Source organism: Pseudomonas migulae, from assembly GCF_024169315.1.
GTDB lineage: Bacteria > Pseudomonadota > Gammaproteobacteria > Pseudomonadales > Pseudomonadaceae > Aquipseudomonas > Aquipseudomonas migulae_B.
Map to the genome: position 1 here is coordinate 1,439,161 of NZ_JALJWR010000001.1, position 20,190 is coordinate 1,459,350.

The following is a 20,190-nucleotide window of genomic DNA, read 5'->3' on the forward strand; positions in this document are numbered from 1 at the left end:
TACCGCGCGGCCCGTAACGCGGCAATGACACAGCGCTCAGCTTCCAGTCGCCAACAGCGTCTCACGAGGGCTGTCGCCAATCGCGCCCTGCGGCCAGGGCTGGAGGAGGCGTTTTGAAACCGTTACCGCCCAGACCTCGCGCCTCACCCCTGGACCTGTTTCTTCAAGCGTGTCTGCCACGCCGTGACGCTGTGCCACAAACCTTGACCGACAAAGCGGTCATCCCGGGCATTCCTGATGCTCGCTACAGGCTGGACCACGACCTGACACCTTTCATTGAGGATGCAGTTCAGTCCAACAAACGTGAGAGCGAGGTGCTCGCCAAGGCCGGGAAGCCGAACGATATCCTTCCGCTGGCCAGTATGCTGGCGGTTTCCGGTGGCGGCGATGCGGGAGCATTCGCAGCGGGACTGATTGCCGGGTGGACGACGCATGGGACTCGCCCCCAGTTCAAGGTCGTCACCGGCATCAGCGCGGGAGCCTTGGTCGCACCGTTCGCTTATCTGGGGTCTGAGCACGACAGCGTGATTCGGTATGTTTCCAACGCAATCGGCCCAAAAGACATTTTTCATTCGCGAAACGTGCTGACCCGCTTTGCCAGCGACGGAATAGCGGACAGCAAACCACTGTCGCGGCTCATCACCAAATACGTCACCACCGAGATTCTTGCGGCGATCGCGTCAGAATACGCCAAGGGAAGAATTCTGCTGATCGGCACAACTGACCTTGATTCAGGGCGACCCGTCACCTGGAACATGGGCGCTATTGCCACAAGCAAAGCACCCGGAGCGCTCGACCTCTTTCGCAACATCCTGCTCGCTTCAATGAGTATTCCTGGTGCGGTCTCCCCGGTCATGATCGATGTGGAAGTGGACGGCCAACAGTTTCATGAAATGCACGTGGACGGAGGGGTCATCACTCAAGTGTTTCTTTACCCACCCACCACCGTGATGGCGCTAAGCAAAGCCACCGGAGCACCTTTGCGACACGACCGTCATTTCTACGTTATTCGTAACGGGACAATGGAACCGCAGTGGTCCGGGACCAAGCGCCGTACATTGAGCATCGGCGGTCGAGCCATCAGTGCCTTGATTCAAACTCAGGGGATCAGCGACCTGGAGCGTATTTACCGTATGGCGCAACAGGATGGAGCGGATTTCAATCTAGCCTACATCGGCTCCGACTTTGATTTTGCGCACAATCTAAAATTCGATGGCGATTACATGAAGCGTTTATTCGATTACGCCTTTCAACTCAGTGCGAAGGGCTATCCGTGGCATAAGTTGCCGTATCTGGAAAACACTAATCGATGAAAGAGGCAGTCTGGTGCATTGATCGATTGAGTACATATACGTCGGCCCGCCTGGGCAGTTGTAAACCGGAAGCTTACGACTGCGACAATTCTCGCGACGTTCGAACCCGCAACCGCGGCGTCACAAAATCGAAGAACGCGCGCAGCTTCAACGGTAGCGGCGTTTGCCCTTTGTGCACGAGGCTGATCGGCAACGGTGCTGATTCAAACTCATCGAGCACGATGCTCAGTTCATTGTCTCGTACCGAGTCTGCGACCTGATAGGACAGCACACGGATCAAGCCCACTCCAAGAATCGCCGCTGCGATAGCCGCTTCAGCGGTATTGACGGTCAGCCGTGAATGCACGGGCACGGACAGCTCTGACTTGCCGGCGCCAAACACCCAGGCGCGCATGGACGCGAGGACTTCAAAGGTGATGCAGTCATGCCCGGCGAGATCTTGGGGTGTGGTCGGCACGCCATGGGTTGCCAGGTAGGCCGGACTCGCGCAGACAACCCGGCGCACTGTTCCGACTTCCGTCGCCATGAGCGTGCTGTCGGGCAGTTCGCCAATTCGCACCGCGACATCGGCGTGTTCTTCCATCAGATGCACGACGCGATCGGTCAGCACCAGGCTGATGTCGATCTCCGGGTAGTGCGCGAGAAATTCCGCCACCACTGGCACCACGTGCAAGCGCCCGAACACGACCGGGGCGGTGACCACCAGTTCGCCTTTAGGGCTGGCGTATTCACCCGTCGCCGCGCGTTCGGCTTCGCCAATGTCTTCGAGAATGCGCCGGCAGGCCGCCACGTAGGAGTCGCCGGCCTCGGTCAACGAAAGCTGTCGGGTTGTCCGATGCAACAGGCGTGTGTGCAGATGCGCTTCCAGTTCCGCCACCTTCCGGCTGACGGTTGTCAGGGGCATGCCGAGGCGACGCGCGGCCGCCGACAGACTGCCCGCATCAACGACGGCGATGAGGATAGACATGGATTCAAGACGATTCATCAGACTCTACCAAATTCCGGAAGGATGCTTCCCGATCCTATGGGATTCTCTTGATAAATACGAGTAGGTAAGGTTCAACCCTGACCTCCCGCCCGCGGCGTCCCGCTGCACAAACCGGGGAGATTGAAAGGAGAGTGCCGTGAGCGGCCTGCCCAATATATCTGCTAGTTCACCTGCGCCCGCAGTAGCGTCGCGCGGCAAGATCATCATGATGGCGATCATCGCCGGCGCGGTGATCACCAACATCTACGCCACTCAACCGATCCTGCCGTTGATCTCGTCGGGTCTGGGGATCGACCTGACGACGGTCGATCTCGTCGCCGGCGCAGCGCTGCTCGGTTTCGCATTCGGGCTAGCCTTTCTGTTGCCGCTGGGTGACCGTTTTGATCGGCGCAAGCTGGTGCTTGGGCAGATCGCGGTCGCCTTTTTATTCGGTCTGGCGGCGGCGTTTGCGCCCGGCATCTGGTCGCTGATCGCTGCTTCTTTTGGCTTTGGCGTCGTCAGTTGCGTGCCCCAGCAACTCGTACCCTTCGCCGCGGTGATGTCGCGGCCGGAAGAACGCGGGCGTTCGGTCGGCACCGTGGTCAGCGGCATCATGGTTGGCATCCTGCTGGGTCGCACGATCAGCGGCGTGGTTGGGGAAGCCTGGGGATGGCGCGCGGTCTACGGCGTGGAAGCAGCGTTCATGATCCCGGTGTTTATCGCTGCGGCGATGCTCCTGCCGCGGGGCGTGCCCACCACCAGCCTGTCCTACGGAAAGCTGCTCGCGTCGCTCTGGCCACTGGCGCGCGACAATCGTCCGATCCGTGAATCCATGATGGTCCAGGCGCTGTTGTGGGCGTGTTTCAACGCCTTTTGGGTCAACCTCGCGGCGCTCCTGAGCGATGGTCCCTGGCACCTTGGCAGTGCGTGGGCTGGCGGCTTCGGCATCATCGGGGCTGCCGGTGCGCTTGCAGCTTCATTGGGTGGTCGCGCCACTGACCGGCTGGGTTCGCGGACTGTGATTGGAGCCAGTATCGGCATCGTTACCCTGGCTTTCCTGCTCCTCGCCGGGGCGCAGTCCTCGATTATTTTCCTGGTGATCGGCGTTATCGTTCTCGATATCGGCGTGCAGTCGGGACTGGTGTCCAACCAGACTCGCGCCTTTGCCGTCGATCCGAAAGCACAGGGCCGCATCAACAGCCTCTATATGACCGCCACCTTCCTCGGCGGCGCGCTAGGCGTGACCATCAGCGGCTGGCTGATGACCCGCTACGGCTGGCCGGGCATCGTGGCCTTCGGTATTGCGCTCGGGCTGATTGCGTTGGCCATCCACTGGATCGGCGCGCCGCGCCGCCAGGCAAGCGCGGATGTCGGCGTGCGATAAGGCCAATCAGGCAACGCACGACACGAAGGGCAACTCTATCGAGTTGCCCGATGTGCAGTCCCTCAGCAAAAGCGACGTTTCGCCTGTGCCAGAAGACCTCCAGCCGCTGATCGAGATCGGACGCCCTGGAGAGAAAACCAGCAACGCTGAAAATGACGACTTCAGGAGTGGCTGCTGGCTCGTGAGAGCGTTGATGTATCTAAGTTGGCCGTAGATCGGTAATGACCGTCCCGGCAATACTCTGGGCAAACCCACCCCCGAAGACCTGCGCCGGGGTTGCAAAACCCGGCCGCCGTTCACCCTTCAAAACCCGGCGCGCTGCTTCGACGGCGGCCAGCGGTGTGAAGGAATAGCCATTCACGGTTTCAATGACCGAACGCGCGATTGCGCCGTCTGCTCCAGTAACCTCCACCACCGCACGCGCCCGATGGCCATCCCTTTCCTCTGCGGTGGGGCCATCAGGAAGTAGCGACAGGTCGCCTTCGGGGAACGCATCGCCAGAGAGATGCACAAACATCGCAATATTCGCGATACCGGTCGAATGCCAGCCCGTCACCAGGTCACCGAAAGACAGCGGCGCGCAGAGGACCGGCCCCTCACCAAAATCAAAGTGACGTGGCTGGGCATCAGGCGTTGCAACGAGTTCGCCATCGACCCTCGCGAGCACGCCGGCACCGATGATCTCGCTGACGCTCTTGGCCGAGCCACGGGACATCGACCCTGGGACCTGAAGCGCGATGTTCAGAGCGCGAGGCTGTTCGACCCGCTGAGCGACGTGCACCGCCAGCGAGTCCGTAGGGACGACATCCCAGCCGACGCCTGGCAACAGCATGATCTGTGCCCTGGCCGCTTCAGCGTCCAGCCTTTCGGCCAGCCGGTAAACGTTGATCTCGGCGGTAATGTCCAGGTAATCGATCCCGGCCTTGATGCAGGCGCGCATCAACGCCTCTGCCGTCTGCGCAAATGGCCCCGCGAAGTTCAGCAATACCGTGATGCCAGACAAGGCATTCTCGGCCTCCGGGCCGGCATCAAATACGCGAAAAGGCACGTCCAGGTGCGCGGCGAGCGTTGCGAGTTGCGGGTGACTGCGCCCGCCGATTTCGAAGTTCAGGCCCAGCGCTTTCGCGCGTTCTGCTGCCATGCGACCGGTATAGCCTGTGGCCCCGTAGATCAGAAGCGTGCTCATTGGACGTGCTGCCATTTTTTGTAGACGAATTCCAGGCTGTACCCGTCCGGGTCCAGCACATTGGCGGCGTAGTAATCGGGGTCATAGTGCAAGCGTGCGCCAGGCGCGCCGTTGTCGACCGCGCCCTGTTGCATGGCCGCGGCATAGGCGGCGTCAACATCAGCCTTGCTGTTCGCCACAAATCCCACGTGCACCGCCCGGCCTTCGACGACCCCCTCACGCAACCAGAAAAATACCCGGCCATTGGCGCCGAAGCCTTTCAGGTCAGGATGCCCCGGCGGGCCGTCCTTGCCGTCGTAGTCCAAGCGCGCGGTGATACCCAATGGCACCAGGGCAGCCTCGTAGAAACGGATGGAACGTGCGATGTCGCTCACCGACAGGAAAATATGATCCAGCATGTCAAACCCTCGCTTGTTCAGATGGTGTAGCCGCCCGCGACTTCGAGGGTCTGGGCATTGATCCAGGCGCCCTCCTCGGACAGCAACATGGCGATGACTCGCGCGACGTCTTCCGGCTCGCCGACCCTGCCGAGCGCTGTTTGCGCCGCCAGCATCGCCTCGAACTCATCATTCAGACCGCCACCCAGTTCGGTCCGGATCGCTCCGGGGGACACGGCGTTGGCACGGATGCGGCGCTCGCCAAACTCTTTGGCCATGTAACGGGTCAGTACTTCGAGCCCGCCCTTGAACGCTGCATAGGGCGCCACTCCAGCCGTGGCTACGCGGGTGGTGGCACTGCTCAGATTGACGATACTGGCGTGTTCCGCCAGCAAGGGAAGCAAAGCCTGGGTGAGAAAAAACGGGCCTTTGAGGTGGACATTGAACAGGCCATCGAACTGCGCTTCGCTGACGGTTGCCAAGGGGTTGAACAGGCCGTAGCCCGCGTTATTGACCAGGCCACTCAGCGTGGTGGAGCCCCAGGTTTCCCCAAGCGCCAGGCGCACTGATTCCCGAAACGCCTCGAAGCTGCCGACATCCGACACATCGAGCTTGAGCGCAACAGCCTTGCCACCGTGTAGCTCGATGCGTCCCACGACCGCAGCGGCAGACTGCGGGTCAGAGTTGTAGGTAAGGATGACCCCCATACCTCGTTGAGCCGCGTGTTCGGCTGTACTTGCACCGATGCCACGGCTGCCGCCCGTAATGACGATTACACCCATATCAAATTCCCCTGTGGTTCAAACGTGCCTCCACAGTACTCATCCCTCTCGCCAGGGCCGTACCCGTTCCTACTCGAAACCTGCCTGTTTCTGCTTTTTTCTTGCACGGCGTCGTGCTCCGCCCTCAACATGCTGCGCATGGACAATCAATTGAATGAACTCAGGTCGCTAGCGGCCAAGGCTGAAAATCGCCGCACCGAGACGGGCATCCCGCGAGTGGCCATGGTCCAGGGCAAGATCCCCGAGCACATGCTGGCGGCGGTCTATGACCCGATGATCAACCTGATCCTGCAAGGCAGCAAAAGCATGACGGTGGGCGACCGGACGCTGCGGTATGACCCGGCGACCTATTTCGTCATGTCCATTGGTTTGCCAGCGGTGGGGTCGGTGCACCCAGCCGCGTCAGGAGAGCCTTATTTGGCGGTCAGTCTGACGCTTGATCCTGCGGTGTTGTCCACACTGTTCGCCGACCTGCCCAAACCTGCCGCACGCTACGAAAACAATGCCGGGTTTTCAGTGGCGTCGGTCACGACCGAGCTGATGGATGCGTGGGTGCGCATGCTGCGACTGATGGGCGATCCGGATGCCATTGCCGCCCTCGCCCCTGTTTACGAACGTGAGATTCTGTTCCGTGTCCTTCAGGGACCCCATGGCTGGATGCTGCGGGATATGGCCGCGCCGGATACCGCCATGGCCCGAGTGAATATGGCTATCCAATGGATCCGCCGTGACTTTGCCGAGCCCATCAGGGTCGAGCGCCTGGCGGAACGAGCGTCGATGAGCGTCTCGGCGTTTCATCGCCACTTCAAGGCGGTCACCAACCTGAGCCCTTTGCAATACCAAAAAAGGGTTCGCCTGCTCCAGGCCAGAACGCTGATGGTGGCCAGCGCGAAGAGCGTCATGGCGGCGGCCTTCGAAGTCGGCTATGAAAGCGCGACGCAATTCAGCCGGGATTACGTGCGGGTGTTCGGCCTTCCTCCCGCACAAGATGCGGGCAGAATCCTCGGGGAGACCCGAGCTTTTAGAAGCTAGACTGCTGGGTGAGCACATTCAAAAAAGGCACCCTTTGGGCGCCTTAACAGTATCAAGCGATTTTGATTACAACCTTTCCAAATGCTCCCTTCGCAAGATGCTCATAAGCTTCTCGTGCTTTCTCGAACGGATACACCTGATCGATCACGGGACGAATCTTGTGTTCGTTGAGGAATGCATTCATCCGGTCGAACGATGAGCGCGGCGCTACGGCAATACCGCGAATGGTCGTCTGGCGAAAAATGAGCGGCATCAGGTTGAGTTCAACGGTCTGCCCGGTCAAGAAGCCGATCTGCGCAATACGCCCGGATGCCTTGGTCGCTGCGACCGATTGATTGATGCCGCTGCCGCCGGCCACATCGAGCAGCAGGTCCACACCTTTGCCTTCGGTCAGCCTCAGCACTTCGTCTGCCCAGTTCGGAGTCGTTCTGTAGTTGATGCCCGCTACGGCCCCCAGTCCCTTCACGGCTTGCAGATTCTCGTCGCGACTCGACGTCGCGATCACCTTCGCGCCAAGTGCAGTCGCGATCTGCACGGCAAATATGGACACGCCGCCAGTGCCTTGAACCAACACGGTTTGCCCGGGCTGTATTTGTCCGAAGTCTACCAACGAGTACCACGCCGTGAGCGCGGCAATCGGCAGCGTCGCCGCCTCTTCATCGCTCATATTGTCTGGCGCACTCACGGCGCTGTCTTCGTGGATGATCATGTATTCGGCCAGACCGCCAGGCAACGGCGAACCGAAACAGTAATCCGGTTCATTCGGCCCTGGCTCGCCATCCAGCCAACGGGAGTACAGATGCGAGTTGACCCGGTCACCGACTTTGAAGCGCGTGACGCCGTCACCCATCGCGACCACTGTGCCAGCTGCATCACTCACCGGGATGAGGGGTTTGGGCACCTTGTGTGGTTCGTAGATGCCGTCAACGATCGCCTTGTCGCGAAAGTTGAGCGACACAGCACCGACCTTTACGAGCAGCTCGCCGGCCTTGGGTTGCGGGGTTGTGATCTCTCCCAGTTGCAGGTTGTCGAGTCCGAAATCTGTCAATAGCCAAGCTTTCATTGCGCATCTCCAAAACGAGTCAATGGCTGCAAACCCCATTGGGTTCGCCTGGGGCACATCTTTCGACTTTGGGGGCGCGCAATAAATACGTAAAAAAGGACATGATTATTCTATTCTGAGGCAACAATGTATTCGGCCAGGTAAGACACCATGGAATTGCTGCAATCAATGCGACTGTTCGCCAGACTGGCTGAACTCGGCAGCTTCACTAAAGCCGCCGATTCGCTGGACATCGGACGGCCTCAAGTCACCCGTTACATCCAGGAGCTGGAGACGTCATTGGGCGTGCGCCTATTCCAACGCACCACGAGAAAGGTGGCGCTCACCGCCGAGGGCGAACGGTTCTATGAGCGAGTGCAGGAAATTCTCGCGGATATTTCTGCCGCGACCTCGATGTTTGACCGCACCGGAGCAACGCTCGTGGGCCGACTTCGCGTCGATATCCCGACCGCTTTCGCGCAGATGGAGTTCATCAAAACCCTGAAAGAATTCACTGGCACCTTCCCCGGCATCAACATGGTGCTGGGCGTGACCGATCGAGCCGTTGACCTGATAGGTGAAGGCATCGACTGTGCGTTGCGCATAGGCGATTTGCCAGACTCAACCCTGATCGCTCGCCCCATCGCACTGGCAACCATGGTGACGTGCGCAGCGCCCGAGTATCTGAACGAGCACGGGAAACCCAAGGCACTCGACGATCTGGTGTCCCATCGAGGCGTCAACTTCCTGTCCGGTCAGAGCAACAGAACATTGCCTTGGCACTTCACGGTCAAAGGTCAGGATCGAGCGTTTGTGAGTAACGCCGGCATCACCGTCACCGAGTCGAATGCGTACGTTCAGTGCGGCGTGTCGGGCTTCGGAATAATCCAGGCCCCAGGCATCACCGTGGCCGAGTATCTCGACAGCGGTGCTTTGGTGGAAATTTTAACGCCCTATCGGCCAGCCCCTCGCCCTGTGTCGGTGCTGTACCCAAGTCGAACGCACCTGGCACCGCAGGTGCAGGTTTTTGTCGAATGGCTGCAAGAGCGTTTTCCGAAGATTCATCCTGACTGGCTGGAACAATAGGTGCTCCAGACTGACTTGGCTTCGGAACAAAAGCAGGCGTGGTATTTCGACACGAGTGCCTCATACCCCGCCTCGGGAATCAACAACAGGCTGCGGCCAGTCCTCCATCAATCAGGTAGATCGCGAAAGAAAAAGTCACGATCGACAGCACCGTACTGACCAGGATGGAGGTCGCGGCTTCACTCTGATACGCGCCGGTCTGGTTTGCGAACATCGCCGGGATCGTCGCCGATGGCAGCGCACAAAGCAGGATCATTTGTTGGGCGTAAAGCCCATGTGTGCCGAGCATTACGGTGGCGGCAAACATCAACACCGGATGAATGAACAGCTTGAGCCCAAGGTTGCCCCACACTTCACCCGACATCTTCAGTTTCTCGGACGACATGATCAATCCCAGGCACAGCAGGGATTACTGGCGCTCAAACGGCGGATTACTACGAGCAGTCGCTTCGAAAGATCGCAGCTCAAATGTGAGGCAAAAACATGTCGCACCCTTACGACCCAAAGTTTCAATGATCACCAGAATCAGTCGCTTGCTAGGTCTGACAACAGAACATTCACTCAAGGAAACTCCCATGTCGACAAAAGTGCTGGTCTTGTACTACTCCACTTATGGCCACACTGAAACAATGGCACAAGCGATCGCTGAAGGGGCTCGGTCGGCGGGCACCGAAGTTTCGCTTAAACGTGTCCCCGAATTGATGTCGGAAGAAGTGGCACGCCAAGCGGGTGCAAATCTGGAGCAACGTGCCGATATCGCGACGCCTGGTGAACTGGTGGACTACGACGCCATTATTATCGGTACGCCAACCCGTTTCGGCCGGGTGTCTTCGCAAATGGCAAACTTCCTGGACCAGACCGGCGGGCTTTGGGCTGAAGGCAAACTGATCGGCAAAGTCGGCGGGGCGTTCGTTTCGACGCCACATCGCTGAAATCGCGACAGCGCTGGTACGTGGGCGTCAGGCGTAATCACGCTCCAGCCAACTATCGAAACCCGATTTATCCTTTTTGGGTCACCGCAGACCTCCACCTTTTGCTGCGGTGACTTTTTTACGTCTGGTTAATCACAGAGCCATGTCAGCCGGCACAGTGCCCGGTTTACGCTTACCCCTGCCGCTCAGTCAGCTATATCGTTGGTGATAAGTGGTAAAGACCGGGTGAGCAGCTTCAAGATCAAGCATCACGTGAATCCAGGAGCCCGATCGGGTTCCATGCTTGGCACCCAATGAAATCAGGGCAACGAGGATTGAAAAGCCCTGTTCAGGTGTTTGCGTTTTTTTGTGCCAATTTGATCTTAATTCCAGCCACACGCTGAATTCACCGGCCTGTCGGCTGACCACCCCCCTCCGGCAAAATGCCAACAACACCATGCCCGCCACGCCACATAACCCTCAAAGCAACCTTTAGATGGCAGAATCCCTTAACTTGATCGTTTCGGTGACCAGCATGCTTCGCGTATTTGAACAAAGACTCGACCCCTTCCCGCCCGACGAGGTACCGCCGCCACCCGATGGCCTGGCCCGGTTTTTGTGGGCATGCACACGGGGCGCGCGCGGTTATATTCTTGCGTTTGCGCTGCTCAGTGCCGCGGTGTCGATCTACGAAGCCTGGCTGTTTTCTTTCCTCGGTCAGGTCGTGGATCTGCTCTCGACATGGCAGGCCGGTGGTGATGCGGCGGCTCAGGAAAGCCGCGTGTTGTGGGGCATGGGCATCGTGATGCTGGCCAGCATCGGGCTGGTGGCGTTGCGGACCATGGTGCAACACCAGATATTGGCGATTAACTTACCGCTGCGGCTGCGATGGGACTTCCACCGCCTGATGCTGCGGCAAAGCCTTTCGTTCTTTTCCGATGAGTTCTCCGGCCGGGTCACCACCAAGGTGATGCAGACCGCACTGGCCGTGCGCGACGTGCTGTTCACCCTGATCGAGATCGCACCCGGAATCGGCGTGTATTTCATCGCGATCATCGCACTGGCCGGCGGCTTCGCCCTGAAACTGATGCTGCCTTTCCTTGCCTGGATCGTGCTGTTCGGGCTGGCCATGCTCTACTTCGTCCCCCGCTTGGGGAAAGTCGGACAGGAACAGGCCAATGCGCGTTCCTCGATGACCGGACGCATCTCCGATGCCTACACCAACATCACGACCGTGAAGCTGTTCTCCCATTCCAATCGTGAAGCGCACTTCGCGCGCGCGGCCATGGAAGACTTCAAGCAGACCGGCTTTCGCCAGATGCGCCTGGTCAGCCAATTCGAGATCGTCAACCAGGCGTTGGTGGTGGCGTTGATCATGGCCGCTGGCGGTTATGCGCTTTGGCTGTGGCACCTGGGCGAAGTCGGCACAGGTGCGGTGGCGGCGATTACCGCCATGGCGTTGCGCATCAACGGCATGTCGCACTGGATCATGTGGCAAATGACCTCGCTGTTCGAGAGCATCGGCACCGTGCAGGATGGCATGGCCACTCTTACCCGCGGCCCCAAAGTGCAGGATGCGCCAGACGCGGGCGTGCTGGTGACCTCCGGCGGGGCGGTAACCTTCGACAACGTGAGCTTCAACTACAATGGCGAACGCCAGGTGCTCGACGGCCTGAGCCTGAACATTCGTCCGGGCGAAAAAATCGGTCTGGTGGGCCGCTCCGGCGCGGGCAAATCCACGCTCATCAACTTGCTGCTGCGCTTCTATGATGTCGACAGCGGGAAGATCCTTATTGACGGGCAAGACATTGCGCACGTGACACAAGACAGCCTGCGCAGCGCGATCGGCATGGTCACCCAGGATACCTCCCTGCTGCACCGCTCCATTCGCGACAACATTGCCTACGGCCGACCCGATGCGACCGACGCGCAAATCCGCAGTGCCGCGGCCAACGCCCAGGCCGATGAGTTCATCAGCCAACTGAGCGACCGCCAAGGCCACACCGGTTACGACACCTTGGTCGGCGAGCGCGGCATCAAACTGTCGGGCGGTCAGCGCCAGCGCGTCGCCATCGCCCGAGTGATGCTCAAGAACGCCCCGATCCTGCTACTCGACGAGGCGACCAGCGCGCTGGATTCGGAAGTCGAAGTGGCCATTCAGGAAAGTCTCGATGAAATGATGAAGGGCAAAACCGTCATCGCCATCGCCCATCGGCTGTCCACGATTGCGGCGATGGATCGACTGATCGTCATGGATGATGGACGCATCCTCGAACAGGGCACCCACACGGAATTGCTCGCCAGGAACGGCCTCTATGCGCGGCTGTGGCACCATCAGAGTGGCGGGTTCCTGGGTGAGGATCGGGGGGTGACCGAGGCGATGGATCAGGTGTGAGCGTGAATGTTTGGGGATGATGTTCGAGCGGTTGCTTTGGGTCGATTGTTGCCGTGCACGACAGGCAGTTATCGGCCAATTGCTGCCCTTCGCCATGGGCAACATTCGACCAGTGGAGTCGTTCGGATGCGTCGGACGTGACAGGCCGAAATCGGCGAGAATTTTTTAATAGTGAAACGCAATCGAGCTATTTGCGCTCTCGCTGTACATACCACTGCGTGAACGCTTCGGCACTTACCGGTCGGCAGACATGAAACCCTTGGACCATGTCGCAATGATAATCGCCCAGCGCATCGAGCACGTCGGCAGTTTCTACGCCTTCAGCAATGACCGTCATGCCAAGGTTGTGACCCAGATCGACGACGCTCCGTACGATGAGCTCGTTGGCTTGATCGCTTTGCATCGCCAGTACAAAGGATTTGTCGATCTTGAGTTCGCTGATGGGCAAATCCTTCAACTGAGCCAGACTCGTATAGCCGACGCCGAAATCATCGATGGCAATGTGGATGCCCATCCCATGTAACTGCCTCAGGATGGTCCGGGCCGCGTAGGAATCGAGCATGATCGCGGACTCGGTCACTTCGAGCATGAGCATGTTCGGCGTCAAATTGTAGTGTTCAAGCAGATCGATGATCTGAACCACCAATTTGTCGTCCAACAAGTTGCGCGCAGAAATGTTCACGGCCACCGGTATGCATATACCGATGTCAGCCCAGGCTCGCACCTGAGACAGCGCGAGGTTCAGCACGTATCGCGTCAGGGCACCGATGATTCCGGTCAGTTCGGCAAACGGAATGAACTCATCCGGAGTCACCAGGCCGCGCACTGGATGCTGCCAGCGCACCAAGGCTTCGACGCCAGTCACTTTTCCCGTGCTCAGGCTGACCTTGGGCTGGTACTCCAGGAACAATTCGCGGCGCTCCAGACCTCGCCGCAGTTCGCCAAGCATGGCCAGGCGTTCCGGAGAACGCCGATCCGTTCCCGGGTCGTAGGCGAGGACACCCTTTCCCTGTTTTTTGGCGGCATACATGGCGATGTCGGCACGCTGCATGAGCGTCGATGGATCGTCACCGTGCAGCCCCGATACCACGACCCCGAAGCTGGCCTCGACATCCAGTTCGACCCCATCAATTTCGAACGCTGCGGTAATCGCCGTATGCAGCCGTTGCGCTGCTTTCAACGCGCCTTCCAGGCCTTCGACGGAGGGAAGCAAGATAGCAAACTCATCACCACCCAACCGACAGACCGTGTCGATCCCTCGCGCTTCACTGACCAACCGCTTGCCGATCAGGTCGAGCAGGCGGTCCCCATAGTGATGGCCCAGGGTGTCGTTGACTTCCTTGAACCGATCCAGGTCAATCAGCAACAGGCCCGTGGTTGACCCTTGGCGACGGCCAAGGCGCATCGCCTGCTCGAAACGGTCCGCCAGCAGTGTTCGGTTGGCCAGCCCGGTCAGCTTGTCATGCAGCGACGCGTGCAAGGCGTCCTTGCGTTGACTGTCGAGCTCGAAACGTGTGCGCCGCAGCACTTCGGCGAACAAGCCGGCCAGCAGCAGACCCGCGATAAAAACGATGGGCGTGGTACTGGCGTTGAAGGACTCCCGTGAACGCAGTTTTTCCAGCGCGCCGATCGACTGCTGGTGGTGAGCGGCCGCTGCTTGCAGGACGACATTTTCAATCTTTTCGAACAGCGGGTCGGCCTCCTCGTTGTCAATCCGGCGCGCCCGCAAGGCCTCGCCCTGATCTACGGCATCGAACATCTTGTAGATGCTTTCCACATAGGGAGTCAGTGAAGTGCGAACATCCTCGACAAGCAGATGATCGGCAGGCGATCCGGAGCGCTGAATACGCTCTAGCGCCGTGCCAAGTTGCGCCAGGACATCGTTGAAGTTACGCAATATGTTCGGCCCGGGATCCAGCCGATACTTATGTTCTATAGACTCGGCGGCCAGCACGGCCGTCGCAGCCGCTGAGTAGTGATCAGACAGAACGCTCGAGGCGATCGCCGCCTGCCCCAGACGTCCGGTGGTAATGGAAGACCATACCGCAAAGCCGCTAATTACTAGCAGCACGGCAATCAAACCATGGCGCGCCCACCTACCGGGAATTGCTTTACTCCAACGGAGGAAATCAGACGTGTCACTCACTTGCGCAAGGGCTTCGGGAACCTGCGAACTTGCTGGCGGCAAAGTGCTCATGCGCTACCTCATGTAGACGTGAATGCTTCCATTCTTATTGGCAACTTCCACCAAAATCTAAGTTTAGACGAAGAATGAAATTAACGTTGAAATGCTCGAATTCATTCGTATGATATCCATTACACTTAATAATATCTGATTGATAAGTCTCGTTATTATCCAATAATTTTTATTTAAATTAATTATTGAACACCCACACCCTCTCTTATTTACGCCATGAACTCCATTGGACTTAAGGCGTATTACTGAAGACCAACGAACAATCGCATCAATGCGACTATTATTCTAGAATTGCAAGCTATTTTTTATATTTATTCCTTTCCCCACCGACTGTGCTAAAGCGCACGGACCCACCCAGAATATCGTGAGACGCCTCCAAAGTTTCAGCTGATTCATTACTGAGTTTTTACCCATTTTAATGAACTCTTTGGCTGTCCCGACATCGGCATTTCGCCGAAATGCGATCTTTCGCGAACGGCACCTATGGGTCGGGACATACAACGTATCGCAAACGTGTACGCCTGCCGCCGGTGTCGATGCCTCGATCAGCACCCAACCGACGACGACTATCACAACCACTGCCGGATCCTCGGTCCTCAGTCGAGGCAACAACAGCAACTCGACGGTCACCCTCAGCGGCACCACGATCGATAGCACGCCACCTGCTGCCGCCAACGCGGTTTTTTCGAATGTAATCGGTGCCGGTGGTACGGGCAGTGCGACCCTGATCGTCGATGGCGGCACCAACACCGTCAACGTTGGGGGGAGCGGCCTCGACGCGCTGGCCATCACCAATGCCAACAGTGGGCTGTCGACGTTCACGGTGAGTGCAGGCACCACGCTTAACATCCTCAACTCGGTCGTGGGCAACGAACACGACGGTATTGACGTGAATGCCAGTGGCGGCGGTGCGATCAATTTGACCCACGAAGGTAACGGTCAGATCACCCTGCTCGGTGGTAACGGCATCTGGACAAAGGCCAGTGGCAGTGGCGACACCAATGTCAGCGTCGGCGCCGGGGTCAGCATTCTGGTCAACAATGACGATGCACTGTCCGCCGGCCCTCCCATACTCGACGACACGTTGCCGACCGCTGGCGTCGGTAACCATGCAGGCGTTCATACTCGCGCGATCGATGGCAATACCACCGTGGTGAATGCCGCCAGTGTCCACTTCAATCTCCTCTGAAATCGTCGATCCCAGGATGGCGATGACCTATCAAACGCGCAACGGCTCAGACGATTCCCACCTGCACGCTGCTACTCGAACTAGGCGGGGCGTAGCGAGGTCCCGATGGCGTCAGCAAAAACTACTTTCGAAAGCGGCCTCTCACGAATAGCCATCCGCCAATCTCGGCCATTTACGACGTGCAGACGAGGCATCAATGCCATGACTACCGATTGTTCCAGTCAGGCAGACCACTCACTGATAGCGCGCCCAACGATGTGTTGGTCACTGCTTGCCTAATGCGAACAGCATCACGAGCCCCCGGAAGGATCAAGTGACGCCACCGCTTACATCCGGTGATGTTCCAGCAAGAAGTCCACGAACAACCGCACCCGAGCCGGCATTGCCGAGCCACCTACGAACACCGCATGAATCGGTTCCTGGTCGCCGGGGTTCCAGGCTTCCAGCAGCGGTATCAGGTCACCGCGCTGTAAATCCTCGCTCACGCTGAACTCGCCGATACGCGCAATGCCGGCACCTACTCGCGCGAGTTGTGCCAGCGCTTCACCACTGCTGCATTCGATGTTGCCGCTGACCTTCAGGGAAAACTCTCTTCCGTCGCGGATGAACGGCCAGTTGGGTTCGGCACGCCGGAAGTTGAAGCGTAGGCAGTTGTGCCGTAGCAGGTCTTCCGGTTCCTGGGGGATGCCGTTGCGCTGCAGATACTCGGGCGATGCCACTACTACCTGGCCGGTGTCGCCGATCCTGCGCGCGGTCAGCGGGCTGTCGGGCAGATGGCCAAAGCGTACTGCGACGTCGGCCTGACCGCCGAGAATGTCGACCACTTCGTCGCCGAGGGTGAGGTCGACGACGATGTTCGGGTAACGGGCGCTGAATGCTGCCACCAAGGGAACGATGGCCAGCCGTCCATGGCCAAGAGCGGCGCTGACGCGCAATCGGCCCTTCGGTACGCCCTGGTCGGCAATGGCTTCTTCAACCTCGTCCATGTCGGCCAGGATACGCCGGGCACCCCGCAGGAAAGCTTCACCCTCGGCGGTGAAGGTGATCGCTCGTGTGGTGCGCAACAGCAGGCGGGTGCCAAGACGTTGTTCGGCACGTGCGATGATTCGACTGACCGCTGAGGGTGTCAGCCCCAACGCACGCGCGGCGGCCGACAGGCTGCCTTCCTGCGCCACGGTGGCGAACACGCTCATTTCACCTGACCTGCCATTGAAGTCCACTTGTGCTCCTTACGCAAAGGTGATTGCCGAAAATGCTATCTACCGCCTCTAAAAGTTGGATCGTAGCATTGGCGGCATAGATAAGGAGCCTTCCATGCGTATCAATCCACCACTTGTCGCACTCGCCATTGGTGCCTTTGGCATCGGCGTTACCGAGTTCGCCCCCATGGGCATGTTGCCGGGCATCGCTGCGGATCTCGGCGTTTCCATTCCCGCCGCCGGTCTATTGGTCAGTGCTTACGCCCTGGGCGTATTGCTCGGCGCGCCACTGATGACCCTGACCACCGGCAGGATTCCCCGGCGCTATCTGCTGATCGGACTCATGGCGATTTTCACCCTGGGTAATCTGATGTCAGCCCTGGCCACCGATTACTACAGCCTCATGGTCGCCAGAGTGGTGACCTCACTGAACCACGGTGCGTTTTTTGGCGTTGGCTCCATCGTCGCAGCCAGCGTCGTCGCCCCGGAGAAACGAGCCGGCGCGGTTGCGGCGATGTTCATGGGCCTGACCCTGGCGACCATCGGCGGTGTGCCGCTGGCCGCCTGGTTTGGCGAACTGTTCGGCTGGCGCACCGCATTCTGGGGTATCACCGGTCTCGGCGTGGTGGCCATGGCCTCGTTGTGGTTCGCCCTCCCCAACCTGCCGGCGCCGAAAAGCGTCGGCGTAATGGCCGAAATTCGGGTACTGGGCCGTGGCCCGGTGCTGGGGGCGTTGGCCCTGACCGTAGTCGGCTCGGGTGCAATGTTTACTGTCTTCACCTACATCGCGCCGATCCTCAGCAGCGAGACCCATGCGTCCACCGCCTACATCACCGCGATGCTGGTGCTGTTCGGTGTGGGGTTGACGCTGGGCAACATGTGGGGCGGCAAGGCCGCCGACCGCTCGATAGATCGCACCCTGATCGTTTCGTTGAGCGTGCTGATTCTCGTTTTGCTGGCGTTCACCGTACTGATGCGTTGGCCGCTGCCGGCCGCCGTTGCCATCCTGATATGGGGTATCGCCAGCTTCGCCCTGGTGCCGCCGCTACAGATGCGCGTCATGGAGGCTGCCAAGGACGCGCCCAATCTGGCCTCGGCGGTGAACATCGGTGCCTTCAACTTCGGCAACGCGATTGGTGCGGCGCTGGGTGGAGCAGTGATCAATACCGGGCTGGGTTATCCGGCGATTTCCCTGGCCGGAGCGGCAATGGCGGGTCTGGGGCTGCTGATGGTGTTGGCTTTTGCTTGGCGTTCCAGAACGATTGCAGCTGCGGTGGTGTGACGATGATGTAAGGGGGGCTGTTAGTCACCATTGATGAGTGACGGCTAGCGGCCCATTAGCTGTCGTTCGCGATCGGTAGTTCACGACCCTAAACGGACATTCATGGCAGCCAATTATTGGCCGACGGTTGTCTGTCGCGAAATAATTATTCCAGCGCCATGAGCTGGTTAAGGTTGAATTGTAAAAATCGCATTTTTAGTTAATCGCTGCATCTGATTTGCTGGTGCGTTGATGGTGGCTTTTAACCATGCCAACCGTGTATCCGTTTGACTTAGATCAACCCGTCGATGCAACACTCTGTGGCTCAATATTGAATGTTTTTGCATTGACTTGGTTGAAATGCACACAGTAGCGCAAGGTTTTATTTATTCAACTCGTTGAGGTGCGACAGTTTTACATCCCTGTAGAGAACTCAGGTGGGTATTTGATTGCAGTTCGTATCGTGCGTAAGGCATCATCGTATTTACAAAGTAAATGCAAAGCCCAGTCGGCACGTGTGCGGATGCGAATATCATTTTCTTCTGAGGGAATTTCGCTATTCAACATAGATTCAACATTTCTTATTATGAGTTGTTCAGGCAAATACATGATCCGGCTGTTTTTGTAGCTCGAAGCACGCAATTCAGTAATAGGATAGGCTCCCCCGAGCCCAGCCGAAACCCCCACCAGGAGCGCTGGCTTGTGTCCAAGCTCACCGAGTCCTGCGTACAAAAAGAAATTTTTCAGCGCCGGGCAAGCCATGCCATTCCACTCCGGGCTGATCACGATCAGTGCGGTTGCTTTTTTGAGGATGGATTGCTGGACACTCCAGATTCCATCAATGTCTTCTTCTGGCCACAGCGGTAGCCGACTAGAAGCCAGGTTCAGCAGTTCACCTGTATCACAAAGACCAAGTTGCTCTAATCGGTCGCGCAAATATTTTGCGACTTTGAGTGATTGGCTGTTTGATCTATTCGATCCAGACAGCAGAACGATATGACGGCTCATTGCGCCACCTTCTGTTTAGCGTTGTGTGCTTTGGCGGCGACACGGCGTGAACGCACGACGGGCCAGAACAACTCTTCTTTCCAGCTGATCGGTGACAAGTGTTCGATTCCGTATAAGAGCGGACGCCGGCGGGTAATTTTGGCCGTTCCGAACAGGATGTCCCAGAAGAACAACAGGTTGCCGAAGTTGCCCTTGTAATGCGTGACACCATCCTCGGCAGTCAAGCCGTGATGGGCTGAATGAGTGGAAGGGGTGGAGATCGTTCGCTCCAGAACCCAGACAATAGGACGCAACACACGGATGCCATACAGTTTGTCATCCCACGCAACGCTGCTGTGCGCTGCGAAGATGACGATCATCTTTAGGATCAGATAAACATAGTAAATATGCGCAAGCCCTAGATAGATCAGTATGCCGGACAGCCAGATGCCGGGCATCAGCATGTAGTAGAAACTGTTGTTTCGATAAACGATACGGACACTCATGTAGGGCGCGGAGTGATGAGCGCGGTGCAGCGCATAAAGTGCCGGGACCCGATGTGTCAGTCGATGCCACCAGTATTGAGTCATGTCATCCAGTACTAGAAACAACACGAACCCTGCGACCCAAGGAATGGTGGCCAGGGCGCCTTTCATTTCCGGAACAGCCAAGCTCAGGATTTTTCCACTGAGCCACATGACACTGGGGAACGTGATTGCAACTAGGATCCCGGAGCCTATGACTTCGATCAGTACGTCACGCTTTCCGCTCGACGGGTGTCGAAGCGAAGAACACGCGAGTTCCAGCAAGATGAAGGCAAGGAATATCCCGGCCACTATTACGGAAGGATTGTTGGCGAGCATTATTGTATTCATGGCACTC

The 20,190-nt window shown here is 58.3% G+C and carries 17 protein-coding genes and 1 pseudogene; 8 read left to right on the forward strand and 10 right to left on the reverse strand.

Features of this window, described 5'->3' with window-relative positions; all coding sequences use genetic code 11:
* The first annotated feature begins 113 nt into the window (after positions 1-113).
* Positions 114-1,313 carry a patatin-like phospholipase family protein gene (locus J2Y86_RS06510; protein WP_253428969.1) on the forward strand — a complete coding sequence of 400 codons (1,200 nt, stop codon included), beginning with the start codon at positions 114-116 and terminating at the stop codon, positions 1,311-1,313.
* A 73-nt stretch (positions 1,314-1,386) separates the two neighbouring features.
* On the opposite strand, the gene J2Y86_RS06515 is transcribed toward J2Y86_RS06510, so the two are convergent.
* Complete coding sequence (locus J2Y86_RS06515) at positions 1,387-2,280, reverse strand: LysR family transcriptional regulator (RefSeq protein ID WP_253428971.1); 894 nt, start codon at positions 2,278-2,280, stop codon at positions 1,387-1,389.
* A 157-nt stretch (positions 2,281-2,437) separates the two neighbouring features.
* Here J2Y86_RS06515 and J2Y86_RS06520 point away from each other — a divergent pair, with 157 nt between their 5' ends.
* On the forward strand, positions 2,438-3,664 hold the full coding sequence (locus J2Y86_RS06520) for an MFS transporter (RefSeq protein WP_253428973.1): 1,227 nt from the start codon (positions 2,438-2,440) through the stop codon (positions 3,662-3,664).
* Between the two features lie 199 nt (positions 3,665-3,863).
* On the opposite strand, the gene J2Y86_RS06525 is transcribed toward J2Y86_RS06520, so the two are convergent.
* The 3 genes from J2Y86_RS06525 to J2Y86_RS06535 are packed head-to-tail and all read right to left on the reverse strand — an operon-like array spanning position 3,864 to position 6,009.
* Complete coding sequence (locus tag J2Y86_RS06525; RefSeq protein WP_253428975.1) at positions 3,864-4,850, reverse strand: saccharopine dehydrogenase family protein; 987 nt, start codon at positions 4,848-4,850, stop codon at positions 3,864-3,866.
* On the reverse strand, positions 4,847-5,248 hold the full coding sequence (locus J2Y86_RS06530; protein ID WP_253428977.1) for a VOC family protein: 402 nt from the start codon (positions 5,246-5,248) through the stop codon (positions 4,847-4,849). The genes J2Y86_RS06525 and J2Y86_RS06530 overlap by 4 nt, the downstream gene beginning before the upstream one ends.
* A 17-nt stretch (positions 5,249-5,265) precedes the next feature.
* Positions 5,266-6,009, reverse strand: coding sequence for an SDR family NAD(P)-dependent oxidoreductase (locus J2Y86_RS06535; protein WP_253428979.1), 744 nt, complete (start codon positions 6,007-6,009; stop codon positions 5,266-5,268).
* A gap of 138 nt (positions 6,010-6,147) precedes the next feature.
* On the opposite strand from J2Y86_RS06535, the gene J2Y86_RS06540 reads away from it, so the two are divergent.
* The gene (locus tag J2Y86_RS06540; RefSeq protein ID WP_253428981.1) at positions 6,148-7,041 is read left to right on the forward strand and encodes an AraC family transcriptional regulator; all 894 of its coding nucleotides are present in this window, start codon (positions 6,148-6,150) and stop codon (positions 7,039-7,041) included.
* A 52-nt stretch (positions 7,042-7,093) separates the two neighbouring features.
* Here J2Y86_RS06540 and J2Y86_RS06545 read toward each other — a convergent pair whose 3' ends face one another.
* Complete coding sequence (locus tag J2Y86_RS06545; RefSeq protein WP_253428983.1) at positions 7,094-8,104, reverse strand: zinc-dependent alcohol dehydrogenase family protein; 1,011 nt, start codon at positions 8,102-8,104, stop codon at positions 7,094-7,096.
* Between the two features lie 150 nt (positions 8,105-8,254).
* Here J2Y86_RS06545 and J2Y86_RS06550 point away from each other — a divergent pair, with 150 nt between their 5' ends.
* On the forward strand, positions 8,255-9,169 hold the full coding sequence (locus J2Y86_RS06550; RefSeq protein ID WP_253428984.1) for a LysR family transcriptional regulator: 915 nt from the start codon (positions 8,255-8,257) through the stop codon (positions 9,167-9,169).
* Positions 9,170-9,248: 79 nt separating this feature from the next.
* Here J2Y86_RS06550 and J2Y86_RS06555 read toward each other — a convergent pair whose 3' ends face one another.
* Complete coding sequence (locus J2Y86_RS06555) at positions 9,249-9,575, reverse strand: AEC family transporter (RefSeq protein ID WP_367399727.1); 327 nt, start codon at positions 9,573-9,575, stop codon at positions 9,249-9,251.
* A 169-nt stretch (positions 9,576-9,744) separates the two neighbouring features.
* Between J2Y86_RS06555 and wrbA the strand changes: the two are divergent.
* Positions 9,745-10,089: pseudogene (gene wrbA, locus J2Y86_RS06560) on the forward strand (NAD(P)H:quinone oxidoreductase); the annotation flags it as partial.
* Between the two features lie 526 nt (positions 10,090-10,615).
* A complete protein-coding gene (locus tag J2Y86_RS06565) occupies positions 10,616-12,475 on the forward strand; it encodes an ABC transporter ATP-binding protein (RefSeq protein ID WP_253428988.1) in 1,860 nt (619 codons plus the stop codon).
* 187 nt (positions 12,476-12,662) lie between these two features.
* Here the strand turns inward: J2Y86_RS06565 and J2Y86_RS06570 are convergent, their stop codons facing one another.
* Positions 12,663-14,672 (reverse strand): putative bifunctional diguanylate cyclase/phosphodiesterase, encoded by a 2,010-nt coding sequence (locus tag J2Y86_RS06570; RefSeq protein WP_253428990.1) that lies wholly within the window; start codon positions 14,670-14,672, stop codon positions 12,663-12,665.
* Between the two features lie 427 nt (positions 14,673-15,099).
* Between J2Y86_RS06570 and J2Y86_RS06575 the strand changes: the two genes are divergently transcribed.
* Positions 15,100-15,861, forward strand: coding sequence for a hypothetical protein (locus J2Y86_RS06575; protein ID WP_253428992.1), 762 nt, complete (start codon positions 15,100-15,102; stop codon positions 15,859-15,861).
* A 326-nt stretch (positions 15,862-16,187) separates the two neighbouring features.
* Here J2Y86_RS06575 and J2Y86_RS06580 read toward each other — a convergent pair whose 3' ends face one another.
* A complete protein-coding gene (locus tag J2Y86_RS06580) occupies positions 16,188-17,081 on the reverse strand; it encodes a LysR family transcriptional regulator (protein WP_253428993.1) in 894 nt (297 codons plus the stop codon).
* Positions 17,082-17,175: 94 nt separating this feature from the next.
* On the opposite strand from J2Y86_RS06580, the gene J2Y86_RS06585 reads away from it, so the two are divergent.
* Positions 17,176-18,342, forward strand: a complete 1,167-nt coding sequence (locus J2Y86_RS06585) for an MFS transporter (protein WP_253428994.1) — start codon at positions 17,176-17,178, stop codon at positions 18,340-18,342.
* 393 nt (positions 18,343-18,735) lie between these two features.
* Here J2Y86_RS06585 and J2Y86_RS06590 read toward each other — a convergent pair whose 3' ends face one another.
* Together J2Y86_RS06590 and J2Y86_RS06595 are read right to left on the reverse strand one after the other, a co-directional pair.
* Complete coding sequence (locus J2Y86_RS06590) at positions 18,736-19,329, reverse strand: NADPH-dependent FMN reductase (protein ID WP_253428995.1); 594 nt, start codon at positions 19,327-19,329, stop codon at positions 18,736-18,738.
* Positions 19,326-20,183, reverse strand: coding sequence for a sterol desaturase family protein (locus J2Y86_RS06595; protein WP_253428996.1), 858 nt, complete (start codon positions 20,181-20,183; stop codon positions 19,326-19,328). The genes J2Y86_RS06590 and J2Y86_RS06595 overlap by 4 nt, the downstream gene beginning before the upstream one ends.
* Positions 20,184-20,190 lie beyond the last annotated feature (7 nt).